This is a genomic window from Kitasatospora purpeofusca (genome assembly GCF_036010405.1).
Taxonomy (GTDB): Bacteria; Actinomycetota; Actinomycetes; order Streptomycetales; family Streptomycetaceae; genus Kitasatospora; species Kitasatospora purpeofusca.
The window spans coordinates 6,710,843-6,728,121 of sequence record NZ_CP108561.1 but is presented as its reverse complement, the minus strand read 5'-3'; the positions used below and the strand labels follow the sequence as shown (position 1 = coordinate 6,728,121).

Annotated in this window: 21 protein-coding genes and 1 tRNA gene; 16 read left to right on the top strand and 6 right to left on the bottom strand. The window is 69.2% G+C overall.

Annotated features, from left to right (window positions below; all coding sequences use genetic code 11):
• The first annotated feature begins 94 nt into the window (after positions 1-94).
• Positions 95-868: a GDSL-type esterase/lipase family protein gene (locus OG715_RS29455; protein ID WP_266274257.1), complete on the top strand. Its 774-nt coding sequence runs from the start codon at positions 95-97 to the stop codon at positions 866-868.
• Between the two features lie 243 nt (positions 869-1,111).
• The gene (locus OG715_RS29450; RefSeq protein ID WP_266274258.1) at positions 1,112-1,519 is read left to right on the top strand and encodes a hypothetical protein; all 408 of its coding nucleotides are present in this window, start codon (positions 1,112-1,114) and stop codon (positions 1,517-1,519) included.
• A 36-nt stretch (positions 1,520-1,555) separates the two neighbouring features.
• Here the strand turns inward: OG715_RS29450 and OG715_RS29445 are convergent, their stop codons facing one another.
• Entirely contained in the window at positions 1,556-2,632 is a 1,077-nt protein-coding gene (locus tag OG715_RS29445; RefSeq protein WP_266274259.1) for an Lrp/AsnC family transcriptional regulator, read from the bottom strand.
• A gap of 149 nt (positions 2,633-2,781) precedes the next feature.
• Between OG715_RS29445 and OG715_RS29440 the strand changes: the two genes are divergently transcribed.
• The 13 genes from OG715_RS29440 to OG715_RS29375 all read left to right on the top strand — a co-directional run bounded on the left by OG715_RS29440 (position 2,782) and on the right by OG715_RS29375 (position 13,197).
• The gene (locus OG715_RS29440; RefSeq protein WP_266274260.1) at positions 2,782-3,966 is read left to right on the top strand and encodes a M20 metallopeptidase family protein; all 1,185 of its coding nucleotides are present in this window, start codon (positions 2,782-2,784) and stop codon (positions 3,964-3,966) included.
• 31 nt (positions 3,967-3,997) lie between these two features.
• The gene (locus OG715_RS29435) at positions 3,998-4,324 is read left to right on the top strand and encodes a nuclear transport factor 2 family protein (RefSeq protein WP_266274261.1); all 327 of its coding nucleotides are present in this window, start codon (positions 3,998-4,000) and stop codon (positions 4,322-4,324) included.
• Positions 4,325-4,614: 290 nt separating this feature from the next.
• On the top strand, positions 4,615-5,133 hold the full coding sequence (locus tag OG715_RS29430; protein WP_266274262.1) for a DUF6879 family protein: 519 nt from the start codon (positions 4,615-4,617) through the stop codon (positions 5,131-5,133).
• 129 nt (positions 5,134-5,262) lie between these two features.
• Positions 5,263-5,961 carry a hypothetical protein gene (locus OG715_RS29425; RefSeq protein ID WP_266274264.1) on the top strand — a complete coding sequence of 233 codons (699 nt, stop codon included), beginning with the start codon at positions 5,263-5,265 and terminating at the stop codon, positions 5,959-5,961.
• Between the two features lie 219 nt (positions 5,962-6,180).
• Entirely contained in the window at positions 6,181-6,804 is a 624-nt protein-coding gene (locus tag OG715_RS29420) for a DUF6000 family protein (RefSeq protein WP_266274265.1), read from the top strand.
• Positions 6,805-6,994: 190 nt separating this feature from the next.
• Entirely contained in the window at positions 6,995-7,333 is a 339-nt protein-coding gene (locus OG715_RS29415; RefSeq protein WP_266274266.1) for an HAD hydrolase-like protein, read from the top strand.
• A complete protein-coding gene (locus OG715_RS29410) occupies positions 7,300-7,683 on the top strand; it encodes an HAD family hydrolase (RefSeq protein WP_266274267.1) in 384 nt (127 codons plus the stop codon). Before OG715_RS29415 ends, OG715_RS29410 begins: the two co-directional genes overlap by 34 nt.
• 544 nt (positions 7,684-8,227) lie before the next feature.
• A complete protein-coding gene (locus tag OG715_RS29400; protein ID WP_266274268.1) occupies positions 8,228-8,449 on the top strand; it encodes a hypothetical protein in 222 nt (73 codons plus the stop codon).
• Complete coding sequence (locus OG715_RS29395; RefSeq protein WP_266274269.1) at positions 8,433-8,945, top strand: DUF6879 family protein; 513 nt, start codon at positions 8,433-8,435, stop codon at positions 8,943-8,945. Before OG715_RS29400 ends, OG715_RS29395 begins: the two co-directional genes overlap by 17 nt.
• Positions 8,942-9,805 (top strand): helix-turn-helix domain-containing protein, encoded by an 864-nt coding sequence (locus tag OG715_RS29390; protein WP_266274270.1) that lies wholly within the window; start codon positions 8,942-8,944, stop codon positions 9,803-9,805. Before OG715_RS29395 ends, OG715_RS29390 begins: the two co-directional genes overlap by 4 nt.
• A gap of 377 nt (positions 9,806-10,182) precedes the next feature.
• Positions 10,183-10,635, top strand: a complete 453-nt coding sequence (locus OG715_RS29385; RefSeq protein WP_266274271.1) for an NUDIX domain-containing protein — start codon at positions 10,183-10,185, stop codon at positions 10,633-10,635.
• A gap of 161 nt (positions 10,636-10,796) precedes the next feature.
• On the top strand, positions 10,797-11,642 hold the full coding sequence (locus tag OG715_RS29380; protein WP_266274272.1) for a hypothetical protein: 846 nt from the start codon (positions 10,797-10,799) through the stop codon (positions 11,640-11,642).
• 394 nt (positions 11,643-12,036) lie between these two features.
• On the top strand, positions 12,037-13,197 hold the full coding sequence (locus OG715_RS29375) for a methyltransferase domain-containing protein (RefSeq protein WP_266274273.1): 1,161 nt from the start codon (positions 12,037-12,039) through the stop codon (positions 13,195-13,197).
• Between the two features lie 150 nt (positions 13,198-13,347).
• Here OG715_RS29375 and OG715_RS29370 read toward each other — a convergent pair.
• The 3 genes from OG715_RS29370 to OG715_RS29360 all read right to left on the bottom strand — a co-directional run bounded on the left by OG715_RS29370 (position 13,348) and on the right by OG715_RS29360 (position 14,525).
• A tRNA-Leu gene (locus OG715_RS29370) sits at positions 13,348-13,431 on the bottom strand.
• A 43-nt stretch (positions 13,432-13,474) separates the two neighbouring features.
• Positions 13,475-13,615 (bottom strand): DUF397 domain-containing protein, encoded by a 141-nt coding sequence (locus OG715_RS29365; RefSeq protein ID WP_323182235.1) that lies wholly within the window; start codon positions 13,613-13,615, stop codon positions 13,475-13,477.
• Positions 13,572-14,525, bottom strand: a complete 954-nt coding sequence (locus OG715_RS29360) for a helix-turn-helix domain-containing protein (protein ID WP_266274274.1) — start codon at positions 14,523-14,525, stop codon at positions 13,572-13,574. The genes OG715_RS29365 and OG715_RS29360 overlap by 44 nt, the downstream gene beginning before the upstream one ends.
• Before the next feature lie 170 nt (positions 14,526-14,695).
• Here OG715_RS29360 and OG715_RS29355 point away from each other — a divergent pair, with 170 nt between their 5' ends.
• Positions 14,696-15,169, top strand: coding sequence for an ATP-binding protein (locus OG715_RS29355; protein WP_266274275.1), 474 nt, complete (start codon positions 14,696-14,698; stop codon positions 15,167-15,169).
• A 3-nt stretch (positions 15,170-15,172) separates the two neighbouring features.
• Here OG715_RS29355 and OG715_RS29350 read toward each other — a convergent pair whose 3' ends face one another.
• Positions 15,173-15,673 (bottom strand): cupin domain-containing protein, encoded by a 501-nt coding sequence (locus tag OG715_RS29350; protein ID WP_030395060.1) that lies wholly within the window; start codon positions 15,671-15,673, stop codon positions 15,173-15,175.
• Positions 15,674-15,872: 199 nt separating this feature from the next.
• The gene (gltX, locus tag OG715_RS29345) at positions 15,873-17,246 is read right to left on the bottom strand and encodes a glutamate--tRNA ligase (protein ID WP_266274692.1); all 1,374 of its coding nucleotides are present in this window, start codon (positions 17,244-17,246) and stop codon (positions 15,873-15,875) included.
• Between the last annotated feature and the right edge of the window lie 33 nt (positions 17,247-17,279).

Sequence of the window (17,279 nt, the reverse complement as noted above, 5' to 3'; positions counted from 1 at the left end):
AGCGCCGCACGGGACGGGTGCGACCGGACCGCCCACGCCTACCCCGACCTCGTCGGGCGGGCGCTCGCCGCCCGCCCGCCCGCCGGGCAGGCCCGTGCACCTGACCGACGTCAGCTGCGACAACGCCGCCATCGGCAACATCACCCGCGAGCGGCAGCGGCCGACCAGCCAGGTGCAGCCACCCGGCGGGGACCCCGCCGGGTGGCCCGAGGTGGATCCGCAGATCCGGCGGGCCCGGCTCGGCGACCGCACCGACGTCGTCACCGTCGGCATCGGCGCGATCGCCCTGCCCTTCGGCGATTGCCTGCAACTCGCCCTCGCCCACCTGTCCTGCGCGGCGTACTTCACGAATCCGCCGGAGGGCGTGGAGGGCCTCGACGCGAAACTCGCCAGGATCCGCGAGGAGTACGGCCGGATGCTCGACGCGATCCACCGCGCCGCACCGCGCGCCAAGGTGATCGCGGTCGGCTACCCGGCCGTCCTGCCGGAGCGGGGCAGCGCCTGCGGCGGCGGCCCCACACAGCTCGGCCCGATCACCCCCGCCGACATCGACTGGCTGCGCGAGGACGCGCTGAAGGCGATGAATGCGATCATCCGCACGGAGGCGGCGAAGCGCGGCGACCGGTACGTCGACCGCTACACCTCCAGCATGGGCCACGACGCGTGCGCCCCCGAGGACGCCCAGTGGATCGAGGGCATCTGCGGCGACGCCGAGCCCTTCTGGCCGGCCTCGGTCCCCGGCGGCCTGCCGTTCGACTGCCCCGCCATCGGCAAGCGCGCCACCCTCCTGCACCCCAACGCCCGGGAACACGCCAACGCCGCTCCCCTGGTGGAGCGCGCCGTACGCGCCGCCCTCCTCGAACGCTGACGGCAGCGCCCGGGAGGACGGGCCGGAGTCGTTTCTCTCCCCGGAATGTGGGGGCCGCCGAGGTGTCCTCGGCGGCCCGAGCACCTGGAATCGCGCCATCGGGGGGGCGATTCCGGTACTCCTGCCGGGAGTTCGGCCCGATCGGGGGCGGCGGCACGGGCCCGTGCCAGCATGTGCCATGTGCAGCGTGACATGACACAGGAGGGGCTGCGGCTCCTCCCGCCTTCGAAGGAGAGAACTCTGATGAAGCGTTTCGTCGCCGTCCTCGCGGCCGGTGCCGCACTGTCCGGGCTCGGCATCGCGGGGGCCGGCCAGGCCGCCGCCACGCCCACGGGTACGACCACCTGCGGCTACGGCATCGGGGCCCAGGTCTGTCTGACGGTCAACGGCCGCCTCGCGTCCGCCGCCGGCTTCGCGACCTCGGCCGGAGGGCCCGCGCAGTACGCCTCGTTCCGGCTGGAACTCGGCACCACCGGCGGCCCGGGCCTGGAGCGCGAGGACCTAGGCGCCGTGGTTCCGGCCGGCGGGATCACGGTCGGCCCGGTGGCGAGCACCGTCCCGTGCGGCACCGGCATCACCGCCGCCTTCACCGTCACCAGGGCGGGCCGGCCGCCGGTCACCGCCACGGTCGCGGTGCCCGCCGTCTGCTGAGGCCCTCCCGGCCGGATCCCCGGCTCCGGTCAGCCGTCAGGGCGCCGGGACCGGGTCCCGCCAGATGTCCATCGGGACGGCGCGGACGGCGCGTCCGTCCGCGCCGAGGATCCGGCCCATCCGTTTCACCGTGCGCAGCGCCACGCGGCGTTCGGCCACCCGCAGGTCGGGGAACCTGCGGGTGAGCGCGGCCTCCAACCGTTGCACATCGGCGAGAGAACGCTGCCAGACGGAGAGGACGAGGTTGTGCGCGCCGGTGACGGACACGCACAGCCGGACTTCGGGGAGCCTGGCGAGCTGGGGGCCGACCTCGTCCAGCCGGTCCGGGGGGAGCTCGGCCCGGAAGGTAGCCAGGACCGGCCGGCCGGCGTCGCGGGCGGCGATCTCGCAGCGGAAGCGGATCGCGTCCGAGCCCGCCAGCCGGTCGAGGCGGCGGCGCAGCGTGGACGGGCTCAGCCCGGTGGCGGCGGCCAGCCCGGCCTGGTCGAGGCGGCCGTCGACGCCCAGCCTGATGAGCAACTCCCGGTCTTCTGCGCGGACTTCGGCCCGCGCGGCGCCCGGCTTCGCGCTGCCAGCCGACTGGTCGTCGTGCAGCTCCACGCGCTGGGCCTGGTCCAGCGAGTCCAGGCGCCAGCGGATCCCCTCGGCGTAGAAGCCGGTGGCGAGGTGGACCCGGACGGCCTCGACCCCGGGGAGCCGGCCGAGCCGTTCGGCGGTGTACCGGGAGACCGCCGCCAGGTCGGTGAAGGCCGCGGTGACGGCGAGGTCGCAGCCCTGGGAGAAGTGCTCGATGCTCATCACGTGCGCGTCCTCGGCCAGTTCGTCGGCGATCCGGCCGGTCCGGTCGGGGGCGCAGTCGAGGTCGAGGTAGGCGACGCAGCCGCGGTCCTCGGGGTGCGGCAGTCCGTAGGCGGTCACCCAGGCGATCCCGGCCTCCGAGAGCCGCTGCCAGCGGCGGGCCGCGGTGACCGGGCTGATCCCGAGGGTCTGGCCGAGCAGCGACCAGGGCGCCCGGGGGCGCAGTTGCAGCGCGTTCACCAGGGCGAGGTCCAGCTCGTCGACCGTCACCGTCGTGCCGGTAGCCACCGTGCCGCTCACCGTCGTGCCGGTCACCGTCGGCTTCCGGTCGATTCGTTCATGAAAGGGGTTCTCCGTGGCGTGATCCTGCGAAATCGCGGGAGACTCCCGCCGCGAGACCCAGAATCACGGAACGAGACCGCTCCGCACAAATCCCGCCGCACGCGGGTCCGATGGAGGTACCTGTGTCCCTGCACGACGACGCCCTCGCACTGGCCCCGGATCTGGTCCGGCTCCGCCAGGACCTGCACCGCTTCCCCGAGGTGGGCCTCGACCTCCCGCGCACCCAGGAGCGGGTGCTGCGGGCCCTGGACGGGCTGCCGCTGGAGGTGAGCCTGGGCACCGGCCTGAGTTCGGTCACCGCGGTGCTGCGCGGCGGCCGGCCGGGACCGGCCGTGCTGCTGCGCGGCGACATGGACGGCCTGCCGGTCGTGGAGAAGACCCCGGTGCCGTTCGCGGCCGAGAACGGCGCGATGCACGCCTGCGGCCACGATCTGCACACCACCATGCTCGCGGGCGCCGCGCAGCTGCTGGCCGCTCGGCGGGAGCAGCTGCACGGCGATGTGGTCTTCATGTTCCAGCCCGGCGAGGAGGGTTGGGACGGCGCCGGCGCCATGCTCGCCGAGGGCGTGCTGGACGCGGCGGGGCAGCGCCCGGTCGCCGCGTACGCCCTGCACGTGTCGTCGACCATGCCGCACAAGGAGTTCAGCTCCCGGCGCGGCCCGATCCTCGCCGCGTCGGCCGCCCTGCACGTCACCCTCCACGGCGCGGGCGGCCACGGCGCGGTGCCGCACCGGGCCAAGGACCCCGTACCGGCGGCCTGCGAGATCGTCACCGCCCTGCAGACCATAGTGACCCGCCGCTTCGACATCTTCGACCCGGTGGTGATCACCGTCGGAATCCTCCAGGCCGGCACCCGGCGCAACATCATCCCCGACACCGCCCGCTTCGAGGCGACCGTGCGCACCTTCTCCGCCGAGGCGCAGGCCAAGGTCGCCGACGCCTCGGTGGAGCTGGTCAGGTCCATCGCGGCCGCCCACGGCCTGCGGGCGGAGATCGAGTACCTTCCCGAGTACCCGGTGACCGTGACCGACGACTCCGAGACCGACTTCCTGGCGGACACCGTCCGGGAGGTCTTCGGCGAGGAGCGCTTCCGGACGCTGCCGAACCCGATCCCCGGCTCGGAGGACTTCTCCCGGGTGCTCGAAGCCGTCCCGGGCTCGTTCGCCTGGCTCGGAGCCGCCCCGAAGGGCAGCGACCCCGACGTCCTGCCGTCCAACCACTCGCCGCACGCGGAGTTCGACGACGCGGTACTCCCCGACGGGGCAGCGCTCTACGCCGAACTCGCCGCCCGCCGCCTCGCGGGCTGAACCACCCATCGATAAAGGAACGTTCAAGCACATGACCGAACCGCGTGACGTGGTCGAGCGACAGCTCGCCGCCTACAACAGCCACGACCTCGACGCCTTCGTCGCCACCTACGCCGAGGACGTCACGATCCGCCGGACCGACGGCAGCCTCCTCCAGAGCAGGTCGGCCCTACGGGACACGTACGCCGGGCAGTTCGCCGAGGCCCGGTGCCGGGCGGAGATCGTGGGCCGCCTCACCGAGGGCGACTGGGTGGTCGACCAGGAGATCGCCCACGGCCTGTCCCCCGAGCCGCTCCGTGTCCTGGTGGCCTACCGCGTGCGCGACGGCCTGATCGACCGGGTCGACTTCCTCGGCTGAACGACGCCGCAACCACCGCAGGCAGGGAAACCGGAACGGCCGGTCGGATCCGACGATCCGACCGGCCGTTCTCCGTGGTCGGCCAGGAGATTGCGCGAGAACGCGAGTAGGTGGCCCACTGCTCTTGCGACGAGCCGTGCACCGTCCGTAGCGTGCTGATCACAGCCGCGGAGGGAAGGGAAGGCCAGTGGGCGACGAACCGGAACTGACCATGACCGCCGGCGGACCGTGCGGGCCGTCCGGCGAGGCCATCGTGACCATCCCCGAAAGCCTGCTCCCGGAGGCCTTCCGTGCTCTTGGACGGTGAGGAGTGGCAGAACTACTTCCGGGACTTCGAGCGGTCCGCCTTCCGGCTGGAGGTGCATCAGATCTACACCATGCCCTTCGAAGCCGGGACGGTCGCCGGCTTCCTCGCCGGCGACCCGGTCCCCGACGGCTTCAACTCCGAGTGGCACGACTGCATCCGGGACCACCGCGCCGCCGGCCGGACGATGACCCGCGCCAAGTTGGTCCGCCTGCCGCTGACCGACTACAGCCGCTACCTGTTCGAGTGGTGCATCCCCGGCAACGTTGCCGCCGGTGAGGACTACCGGATCGTCGACCTGACGACGCGAAAGCTCGACCTGCCGGACCAGGACTTCTGGCTGTTCGACGAGTCGGTGGTCGTCCACATGAACTACCGGCCGGACGGGACACAGATCAATCGGACGCTGATCGAGAACCCGGACATCTCGAAGTACCTGCGCTGGCGCGACCTCGCGATTGCCGAATCCGTCCCGTTCGCAAAGTGGAACAGTGCCCGAACCTGAACATCAAGGACGTCAACGGAAGAACCTGACGCAGGCTCTTCGAACTCATAACACGATCCTGTTCGTACGGCGCTGAGCCGGGGCGGCTGATCATTGCCAGTCGTCTGGAAGCACTGCGACACTGACGGTATGGCCCTTCACGCTTCGCCACAGGCTCAAGCGCAGCGCGCAGTCCCCATCGTGGGCCCGCCGGAGCGGGCCGACCGGGACGGTGAACGGCTGCTGAAGGAGTTCAACCAGGCAGTTCGCCGGCCTGATGAGTTCGGTGGCCTGTCGACGGTGGCACGTCTCCTCGACCGAATCGCAGCAAGTGAGCAGTCGGCCACGGGTCCGCTGTGGATTCCCGATACGAACGCCCGCCTGGCCCCATCGGCGATGCTGCGGGGCATTTTCCCTGACCCCGACATTTCTGTGATCGCGTCCCAGTACGGCGAAGACGCGCACCGCCGGGGCTGGCTCCAGCTCGACCGCAGGCTGACGCCCGCTGAGCACGCCACTGTCGTCGACAGGGCCGTGGCCTGGTCGGAGACCGATCGCTCCTTGGTCGACATCCTGGCCGAATTCGGTCCGCCATCGGTCACATTCGGTCCACCGGAGCGGTATCGGCCCAAGACCCTCAGCTATGCCACGGACGATCCCTCGGCCCCCGTCGTCGCTTTCCACCTCGGTTCGGCGCAGGCAGAATCGGACCCGGGTTCGGGGGACCGAATGGCGGCAGGCGCGGACCTGCTCGCAGTGCGGATCCGCGACGATCTCCGCGACGGGTGGAAGATCACACCGTCCGGCGTGGACAGGTTCGTACTACGAGCCGGCGTCCAAAGTCCATAGGATCGTCGTCCTGGCAGCGTCATGAGTCGTCGCCGGTAGATGAGCGCGCAGACGGCAGCCGGGCCCCGGCAGTATCCGCGCTGAGTCCCGTACTGCTGCTCCTGCTGGAGTCCGTCCGCGTCTCGGAAGCGTGGCGCGGCAAGGGAGTCGGGATGTGTCTGCTGGAGGCTCGGCACAAACCACTGGCATGCCGGGTTCTCGCCGGGCAAGGATGCGGCCATGCGCTATCCCCACACCGACCCCGAGCTCATGGACCTGGTCCGACGATTCGTCACGCCCGGCCGGCGGTACCTGCGGCTGGGTGGAAGCTCTCTGCGGTTGAGTGGGCCCGAGCGCGAGCTTTTCATGAGGGAGTTGGCCCAGGCCGCCGGGGAGATCACTCCCGCTGAGCTCGGCATCCTTTTCGAAGGCGGTTGGCGCGAGCGCAAGACTGCCTCCTGGCTGGTTGCTGTTGCCGGCAGGACCGAGTTCCGCAGCCCCATCGGCGAACTCCTGTTGGCCAGCGGCGGCCATTACAGCGGGTCCTACTGCATCACTCTTGCCACGTTCGGCACCGGCGCGGACGCCGATCTGATCTGCCGATACCTCGATCGCTACTTGCCTCAACCCGAGCTCATCTGGGACCAGACCTTTGCTCTCAGCACGCTGCTTCACCTCGATGCCGTCCTGGGGGCCGAGCGAGCATCCCGATACCTTGCCCCCGGTGGACTGTGGCAGCAGTGGACCGATGCCACGTCGAACCCGGTGCGGGATCCGCAGGAGTACCGGCAGATCGTGGAGCAGGTCTGTTCCTTCGCCAGTGAATGCGCTGAACTCTTCGCCGGAATGGACACCAGGCGCTGATCCCGCCGGCCCGGCCGACCGGGGCCGGGCCGTCCCGGGCCGAGGAGCCCACCCCGGGACGGTTCACGCTCGCCGCCGGGCCGGCCGGCGGCTCATGAGTACGGTCGTCGACCACGGCACCATCTGCTCATGCACGGCGGGGCAGCGACCCGGTCCCGTCCTCGCGTGATCGCCAACGAAAGAGCAACCGATGCAACCGACTGTCCTGTTCGACCTGGACGGCCTTCTGATCGACTCCGAGCCGGTCTGGGACGCGGCAAAGCGTGAAGTGTTCGGTCCGCTCGGCCTGCACCTCACCTCGGAGATGCAGGCGGCGACGCGTGGGCTGCGGCAGAGGGACATGGTGGCCTACTGGTTCGATCGGACCACCCTTCGAGCCGACCCCGACGACGTCGAGCAGCAGATCGTGGCCGCCGTGTGCCGCGGGCTGGAGGGAGTGGCGCTGAAACCGGCGCCGAACACGCCGTTGCGGCGTGCGCGCGTGCATCGAGGGCGATGGCCGTCGTGTCGTCCTCGCCGGAGTCGGTGATTCGGCATGCGCTCGCGAGCACCGGCCTTGAGCGATCGTTCGATGCCGTGTTCTCGGCCGAGGACGACGAACACGGCAAGCCCCACCCCGGCGCCTATCTCCGCGCAGCCGCCGCCCTCGGCGCGTCACCCGACGAATGCGTTGTGATCGAGGACTCGCTCAACGGCGTCCTCGCCGGCGTGTCGGCCCGGATGACGGTCGTCGCCGTTCCCGAGGCCGCTGATCGCTGCGATCCTCGCTATGCGATTGCCACGCTGGTACTGGAGTCCCTCAAAGACCTCGACACCTCTGTCTTCGGCGCGTATGTGTCCGGGGGGAGCCGGGACGCACGGCGGGGCAGCGTCAGGTAGTCGCGCACCGGGCGCCGCGGCGCATCAGCCGGCTCAGCGTGCGTTCCACCACCCGGCGTCCGGGCAGCACCACGAACCCCGAGGGATCGTCGCTGCGCTTGACGATCTCCACAGCGAGCCCCTGTTGCTGCTTCGCCCAGCGGCCGCTCGTAGAGGACGTGGGCGCGGTGGGAGGGATTCGCCACCCAACCTGCCCGACGGCGCCCTACCGACCGCCGAACCCCCAACACTGAACCCCTAACGCGGGTCGCCCCTCACGGTGCCGGATGCTGTTGGTGAATACGGGGCTTGATCACTTCGCCCCGTCGAGCTGTTGCTCGGCGGGGCAAAATGCTGCGAAGCGGCTGGTGCGGGTGCGGGGCTCCCCGCTCTCACGCCCTCGCCGGTAGCGAACCTGCACGCGGGCGGACTGGGCAGGCTGCCACCAGGAGCATGATCCTTAGTCAATGACGTGCATAGTCGCGTTCATGCATGGACGACCTACCCCCGACGCCTCTACCTTGTCTGTTAGTTCGTCAACCTGTCTGTGAAAAGGAGGTTTGACATGTCTGATCGCGCCGAGCTGACCCGCCTGACCAACACCGGCAACGGCAACGGCACCGGCACGTGCGGGGAGAAGGACTGCCCCAACGTCTACCGCACGGCGAAGGGATCGTTCCTGGTCCAGGGCGACCTGGCCAACGCCTTCACCCCGCCGACGGGTGAGGGCCTGGTTGAGATCCCTGAGGAAACGCTGCGGGAGGCATTCCGTGCTCTTGGCTGGTGACGCCTGGAATCAGTGCTTCGATTCCATGCAGTCGGAGGCGTGGCGACTCGAAACGCTGCCCGCCTACACCATGCCGCAGGAAGCGGAGAAGCTGGCACGCTTTCTGGCTGGAGAAAGTTCGCCCGAGGACTACAAGTCCGGGTGGATGGACGAGGTGGAGCAGTGGACGACCGAGGGAAAGCGTGTCGGTCGCGTTCACATTGTCACCCGTCCACTCTCCGACTATCTTCGTTTCGAATTCGAGTACTACTATCGGCACCATGTGAGGGCCGGCGAGGATATTCGAATCCTTGACGTGACCGACAGGGAAAACCCGCTTCCGGAAGCTCAGGACTTTTGGATGTTCGACCAGTCCAAGATTGTTCTCATGAACTACAGGACAGACGGAACGCAGATCGGCCGCGAGCTCTTCAGCGGTGACCCCTTGCCCTTTGTCGAGTACCAGCGGGTGGCCGTTGCGGAATCGGTCCCGTTCTTGGAGTACATCAGGTCGTGACGCTCAGCCCTGAGCAGCTGGGTCAGTCGAAACAGGAGCTGGCTGCAACACTGAAAGAATTGCGGAAGCGAGCCGGGCTCTCAGGAGCCCGGCTCGCTGCGCGCTGCAACATGTCTCAGTCCAAGATTTCCAGGATTGAGAACGGGAAAAGCCCCGCGAGCCTTGTGGACGTGGAACAGATCCTCCGCATCCTGGAGGCTCCGCCAGACGTATTGGTCAGAGTCACAAAGCTCGCCCGCTTGGCAAACACCGACTGGCAGAGCCTCCGATCGCTTCAGAGGAAGGGGCTTCATCACAAGCAGCAAGAGCTTGCCGGCCTGGAGTCGACATCCACGGAGTTCAGGTTCTTTCTGCTGTCGATGATAACGGGACTCCTCTCGACTCCCGAATATATCAGGGCCAGCCTTGCTCATCTTGACGGAGACCAGAGCAAGCTCATCGCGCGGAAGCTGAGTCGTCAAGAAGTCCTCTATGACACTGGCAAGAGGTTCACGTTCCTCCTGTCGGAAATGGCCGTGAGGTGGCCGCTGATCCCAGCGTCGGCCATGGCAATGCAACTGGATCGACTCGTCTCCGTGTCGCGGCTTCCCAATGTCCGATTCGGCGTGATTCCCCTGAGGGGAATCATGCCGGCGGCACCGATGGACACTTTCACCGTATATGACGCATCGCTTGTCACCATTGAAACAACCAGTGGCATTCTGGCCCTCAGGGACCAAAAAGACGTAGCAATGCATATGGAAGCCTTCACAGCCATGGAAAGATTTGCCCTCTTCGGCGAAGATATGCGAAACCTGCTCGCACGGTGGTCCGATGACTTTCGGAGCTCGGATCAGCAATTTATGCAACCACGTGAATAAAACTTTGAATAGCGTACTTGAATCCCGTAACTTGACTCCTCACTCACTACTCCAAGTCAAGGGGAGCCAGCTTTGTCCGCAGCAGTGGAAAGCCAACCCGGCCGAGCCCACTCGCGCGCGGTGATGCAATACGAGGTGGCGGGAGCGTAGGAGGTCGACCGAGCCGCTCACTGGCCCGGAGTCACCCGATCCGGTGGCCGCTGAGGTGGCCCGGAAGGCAGCGCTTCGCTCGGAACACCTGCGGCACCGGCACCAGCGCTGGTACCCCAATTGATCTGATGATCGCGGGATTTGGTGTCCCGGGGGTGGGGTGCGGCATCGTGGGCCGACCGCGCGAGCGGCGCGCGGGGAGTGACCACCAAAGAAGGGGCGAACCCATGAAGAAGATCGCTGCGAAGCTCTGGCGGATCATCCGGGGCCCGATGCAGTGGCGCGTTCTGTGGCTGTGGCACTCGAAGTTCATGGTCGGGGTCACGGGCATCGTCCGCGACGACGAAGACCGGGTCTTGCTCCTGAAACACCGGATGTGGCCGGAGGGTCGGCAGTGGGGTCTGCCCACCGGCTACGCGAACAAGGGCGAGAGCTTCGAAGAGACGATCATCCGTGAGGTTCGGGAAGAGACCGGTCTCACGGTGAAGGTGTGCGAACTGGCACACCTGAAGAGCGGATACAAGCTGCGCGTCGAAGTCTCCTACGAGGCGCTGTACGTCAGCGGACAGATCAAGGTGGACTCGTTCGAGATCCTGGAGGCTCGATGGTTCTCACCGGACAACCTTCCTGAGGGAGTGCAGGAGTCGCACCGGCAGCTGATCGGTCGGCGGCGACCCTGACTCTCGGACGCTCGCTCACGCCCTCGTACTTGGGGCCGAACGAGCACCTGGCCGGAGACCCGGCCGAGCGCGCGGAGCTGGCACATCTGCTGGCCGCACGGCGGGCGACCACCGCCCTGGACCAGGCGCACCCGCACATCACGTTCAGTCTGCTGCACTGGGTGCTGGACACCTGGGAGGACCAGGCTGCGAGGGAGGTCTTCCGGCAAGGGGCGGATCTACTGGCCGACCGCTACCGGGAGTTGGGCCTGAACCAACTGTTGCCGATCGATCGGGTGTGGGTCGGGGTGCGCTCGACCCAGCCCGATGCCTTCGGCGGTTTCCACTACCCGAACCAGGGCTACCGGCACGTGCAGTTGGCGTCGGTGATCACCCGGTACGGGCCGCTGAGTGATCCGCGGTTGGCGTCGCCGGAACTGGTGGCACTCGACCTGTTGCGCTCCTACTCCCACGACTGCCTGCATTGGGGGTCGTTCCGTGAGTACCGGCTCCACGGCGGTCAGGTGGTCCGGAGCCAGTACGGGATCAACTGGCGCGACTCCCATGGGCGGACGTACTCGGCACCCGACGCGGACGGCACTTCTTCGACCCGGAACCTGGGAACCGTGATGGAGGGGGCGACCGATCGGGAGGCCCGGACCATTGCCGCCACGGTGGCCGACCGTCTCGGCCTGACCCAGCTGATCGCTCCGCCTGATCGGCCGGCCTTCCGCGACACCACGGGGCGACTGGAGCCGGCCGACCTGGAACACGTCGCCCCCGGCATCGCCACCCCGTTCCACCAGGCCATGACCGGATACGAACACGGCGTTGGGACGCGGTACCAGCATTTCCTCGCCGAGATGAGCGGCGCCGACACCGAGACCCTGCACAGACTCATAGTCGCCGCCATGATCAGCGGCGACCCTTCCGCCCTCACTGCCCGGCTCGACCGGCATCACGGACGCGACGCGTTCCGCCGTCTCTTTCGCTCCCCGGCCTACACCGGTCCCGACCCGGGCGAGTAGGCCGCGCTGACAGCTCGAGGGTAGAAACAGAACGGCCATCCGACAGAATCCATTGACCTGCAGCGTTGCCTGCTCGGTGGCACGGTCGTTCCGGCGACCCCAAAGATCATTTCCCAGGTCGGACGAAACCTGCCGATGCACGACAGCCCGGGCGGGCGCCCGCACGCCCCCGTGGGTGCTTCCACGCCTCCTACCCCGGCAAGCGCGGGTCGGTGAGGATGACGAGGTCGGTATGCCGTACACGAAAGGGCAACCTGCTGATGGGATCGCACGAGAAGCCGCCGCCGGACCTGGGCAAGGGCGAGGCGCCTCCGGGGAACGCCGACGGGCAGGTGCCGAGGCCTTATCCGGGCAGCGACGGGAAGCACCGCGGCAGACCGAAGAAGGACTGACGGTGGATCTGGCGAAGCGGCGCGCGGTCATGGACGAGGCCATGGCCTCGCGCGGGGACTGGCCGGAGCGCTCGCCGTGGCTGCGTGAGGCCGTGGCCGCGCTGCCGAGGGACGAGTTCGCGCCGGACCGGCTGTGGCGGTGGGACGGACACGCCTACGCGGCCGTCGACCGGCACGCCGACCCGGACGGCTGGGCTGCCGAGCTGTACGCGAGCCAGGACGCAGCTGCCGTCACCCAGGTCTCGGGCGGACTGCCGTCCTCCAGCCTGTCCGCCCAGGGGGTGGTGGTGGACAGGCTGGACTCGCTGCAACTGGAGTCCGGGCACCGGGTGTGGGACATCGGCGGCGGGCAGGGCTGGAACGCCGCGCTCGCGGCCTGGCGGGCCGGGCCCGGGCGGGTGGTCTCCACCGAGATCGACCCGGACCTCGCCGCCTTCGCCCGGGAACGGCTGGCGGCCGCCGGCCTGGACGTGGAGACGCTCACCGCGGACGCCACCACCGCCGCCCCCGGTGGCGGCCGGTTCGACCGGGTCATCGCCACCTATGCGGTCGAGCACGTGCCGTGGGCGTGGATCGAGGCCACCGGACCGGGTGGGCGGATCGTCTACCCGTGGGGCCGGCTCGGGCACGTCGCCCTCACCGTCGCCGCCGGTGGACGCCACGCCTCCGGCCATGTACAGGGCCTTGCCCAGTTCATGGCGGACCGCACCGCTCCGGCACCGCCGGCGGCGGCCGGGCCGACCGGGTACCGGGTGGTGCGCGGCGAGAGGCCGGCCGAGACGGAGAGGTCGGTCGGCCGCGACCTCGACCCGCTCGAATCGGACTGGGATCTGCGGTTCGCACTGCGGGTGGCGGTCCCGGACACGGTGGTCTTCACCGGCCGCGAGAAGGACGGTGTCAGCGCGTGGGTCCACGACGGCGTGGCCGCGTGGGCCATGTTCTCCGCCGACGCCGCCGGTGGGAGCGTGCTGTTCCAGGGTGGCGGGCGGCGGATCGGCGACGAGGTGCTGCAGGCCTGGAAGCAGTGGGAGGAACACGGTCGGCCGGACCCGTACGAGTACGGCATCACGGTCACCCCCGAGAAGCAGTTCGCCTGGCTGGTCGACCCGGACGACGGACCCCGGTGGCCCCTCCACGAAGCGGCGGCCGCAACGTCGCGCTGAAGGCATGGAGTCGATCACCAACTACACCGCGCCGCAGAGGCGGTAAGGCGGATTGGATCGCCCCTCACGGTGTGCCGTGAGGGGCGATCCAAAGGTCCGGAAACTGGAACGGCCGGTCGGATCCGAGGATCCGACCGGCCGTTCTCTGTGTGCGCGAGGGGGGAGTTGAACCCCCACGCCCTTTCGGGCACTGGAACCTGAATCCAGCGCGTCTGCCTATTCCGCCACCCGCGCAACTGGGTGATGGGTAAATAGTAGCCCATGCCCAGGGGTGGTCCTAACCAACCGGGAGTGACCCGTCCCGGAGGGCGGAGAGGAAGGAAGACCAGGCGGCAGAGGGGAAGAGGAGGACCGGCCCGGAGGGGTCCTTCGAGTCACGCACCGGGACGATGGCGGGGGAAGGGGACCCGAGGGCCACCTCGATGCACTCGCCGCCGTTGTTCCCGCTGTAGCTGCTCTTTCGCCAGGCCGTCCCGAGATCGACGCTCTTCATACCGGTACCCCTCCATCGCATCGGCGATCAGCGCCCGAGAGTCGCTGACCGAGAGCACGTCCCCGCGCAGCAGATCATAGTCACCCCGATGCTGGGCAACGACGGATGCGGCATCACTGAAGTGCCCTCGATAGAGACTCTCCGAGTAGAGCCATTCACTCCCATCCGGCATCTCCAGCAGGAACATTGAGGTCCCGGGGCGCCTCGACGGCGCACAGCCGAAGGGCACGATCTGGATGCTGACATTGGAGCGCTCACCGACCTCCAGCAGGTGCTCCATCTGCCGCCTCATCACCCCAGGGCCACCGACGACACTACGGATCACGCTCTCGTCCAACACAGCGATGTGCAACGGACCGTCGGGCCCGAGCAATCGCTTCTGCCGACTCATGCGCGCGGCCACACGCTCCCGCAGCAGGGTCGGACTGTCCCTGTCGACGCCGGTCCGGAACATTGCGTGCGCGTAGTCCGCGCACTGCAACAGGCCGTTGACCTGGACACATTGATACACCCGGATCGCCAACGCCTCGGCCTCCAGGTCCACATACTTCTGGAACCAGTCCGGATGCTCCACATCGGCCTGCCAGTCCACCCGCTTCCAGAGCAGGTAGAGCATCCCGCCGGTCTGGAGGATCCGGTCACAGGCCTTGACGGAGTCCAGCGGCATCGGCCGGTGACCGCCCTCGTACCGCGTCACCACCGTGCGGTCGCAGTGCAGGAGCTTCCCCAACGCCTCCTGCGTGAGGCCCGCCTGCTCCCGGGCGAAGCGCAGCGCCTCCCCGAACAGCTTCGCCGGGCTCGCCGTCGGCCCCGCATCTGCCTTCCGATGTGACACGTCCGTCACCCCTCTTGTGCCGTGCCCCGCTGCACCACGAATCGGCAGTCACCGTACCCAGAGAGCGGCGATGATTGACACCGGAACGCAGTTATTCGCTTGCACAGCGTGAATATCGCGCCCCATTCGCGAGCCTGTTCCACTCCCCCCTCTCACCCGAAGGCTTCGCCATGCCCTGTCTCCGTATCCCCCGCCGGCCCCGCGAGTTCGCCGCCCGCCTTCCCTCCCGGAACGACTCGGCCCCCCTCGCCCGTTCGTTCCTCCGCGCCTACCTGGCGGGCCTTCCTCGCGGCGAACGCTATTCCGACATCGGCGAGTTGCTGCTCGGCGAACTCGTCACCAACGCCGTCCGGCACTCCGACGCGCCGCCGGACCGCCTGGTGGAGGTCCGGTTCGCCGTCGTCGCCGACCGGCTCCGGATCGAAGTGCACGACGCCGGCGCCGGTCGCCCCGTCCTCCGCCCCTCCCCCGACCCCGACGACGAGCACGGCCGCGGCCTGCTCCTCGTCGACGAACTCGCCGAGCGCTGGGGCTGCTGCCCCCGCGCCGGCGGGATCGGCAAGTTCGTCTGGGTGGTGATCTCCCCCGCCCCCGGGTTCACCGAGCCGGTCTTCGGCCGGTCGCCGAGACTCGTCACGGTCTGAGCGTCACTTCCCGGCCGCGGCCTCCAGGGTGGCGCGCCACAGCGGGCTGTCGACGTAGTGGTTGTCGTAGAGCTCCGAGGAGTCCTTGATCTCCTGCGGGCTCGCCTCGCCCCGCATCACCCGGCCGAGCAGACGCAGGTAGTCGAAGCGCGGCATCCCCGGGGTGAAGACGAACAGCACGTCGGCCTCCGAACCGGGCGCGGCCGCGAAGGCGTGCGGGGTGTGCGGCGGGACGAGCAGGAAGTCGCCGCTCTCCAGGGTCTCGACCTTCTCGTCCAGCAGGACCTGGAGCTTGCCGCCGATGACGAAGAACAGCTCCGACGCCCGGGTGTGGAAGTGGGCCGGGGCGCCGACCGCACCCTTGGCGAAGGTGGACCGGTAGCTGGTGACCGGGCTGCCGTCGGTGCCGTGGTCGGCCAGCAGGGTCATCACGCTGCTCGGGTCGCTGGTGGTCTCGGCGGTGGCGGCGCGGGTCAGGATGGGCTTGATCGGGCCGGCGTTCATGGTGGTTCTCCCCGTCTCGGGCGGCTCCGGCTCCCCTGCCGTCGCCTTGTGATGATCACTCTATTGACCGGATCGACCGGCTGAGGGGTGCATTCCAGCGACAGAATCATGGGTCAATTTCACAGTGGAGCGGCCCCGGGAACGACGACGGGCCGCACCCCCGCCGTGGGGGTGCGGCCCGTACGGAACGGCTCCGGCGTCAGCCGGCCAGACGCTCCGCCGCCGCGTCCAGGCGGGCCAGGGTCCGCTCGCGGCCCAGCACCTCCAGCGACTCGAACAGCGGCAGACCCACGGTGCGGCCGGTGACCGCGACCCGGATCGGCGCCTGCGCCTTGCCCAGCTTCAGCCCGTGCTCGGCCGCGACGGCCTCCAGCTCGGCCTTGAGCGGCTCGGCCTCGAAGGCCTCGACGGCGGCGAGCTTCTCGCGGGCGGTGCGCAGCAGGGCCAGCGCGCCGTCCTTGTCCTTCATCGCCTTCGCCCAGGACTGCTCGTGCTGGACCGGCTCCGCCAGGAACAGGAAGTCGACCTGCTCGACGATCTCGCTCAGCAGCGCGATCCGGGACTGCGCCAGCGGGGCGAGCTCGGCGAACGCCTTCGCGTCGAACGCCTCGGCCGGCCACGGGGCGCGGTCGGCGGCCAGGTACGGCGCGCAGGCGGCGATGAACTCGTCCACCGACAGGGCGCGGATGTACTCGCCGTTGAACGAGCGCAGCTTCGCCACGTCGAAGAAGGCCGAGGCGGCGTTCACCTCGGAGATGCTGAACAGCTGCTCCAGCTCGGCGTACGGGCGGATCTCGACGTCGTCCTTCGGGCCCCAGCCCAGCAGCATCAGGTAGTTCACCATCGCCTCGGGCAGGTAGCCCTCGGCCAGGTAGTCCTCCAGCGCCACCTTGTCGCGGCGCTTGGACAGCTTCTGCCGCTTCTCGTTGACGATCACCGGCAGGTGCGCCCAGACCGGCGGGGTGGCGCCGAGGGCCTCCCACAGCAGCTGCTGCTTCGGCGTGTTGGAGAGGTGCTCCTCGCCGCGGATGACCTCGGTGACGCCCTGCTCCAGGTCGTCGACCACGTTGGCGAGCAGGAACACCGGGCTGCCGTCGCCGCGGGCGATGACGAAGTCCTCGATCGCGGAGTTCGGGAAGGCCGGCTCGCCGCGGATGAGGTCGACCACGACGGTGGCGCCCTCGTCCGGGGTGCGGAAGCGCAGCGCCCGGCCCTCGGCGTACTCCAGGCCGCGCTCGCGGCAGAAGCCGTCGTAGCCGGTCTGGGCGGAGCCGGTGCGCTCGGCGGTCTGCTCGCGGGTGCAGTCGCAGTAGTAGGCGCGGCCGGCCGCGTACAGCTTCTCGGAGGCGGCGCGGTGGGTGCCGGCGTTGGCGGACTGGAAGTACGGGCCCTCGAAGGCCGGGTCGCCCTCGTGGATCCCGATCGCGGCGAGGGCACTGATGATGCCGTCGGTCCACTCGGGCTTGTTGCGGGCGGCGTCGGTGTCCTCGATCCGCAGAACGAAGACACCGCCCTGCTGTCGTGCCGTCGCCCAGTTGTACAGCGCCGAGCGGGCGCCGCCGACGTGGAACATGCCGGTGGGGCTCGGAGCGAAACGGACGCGGAC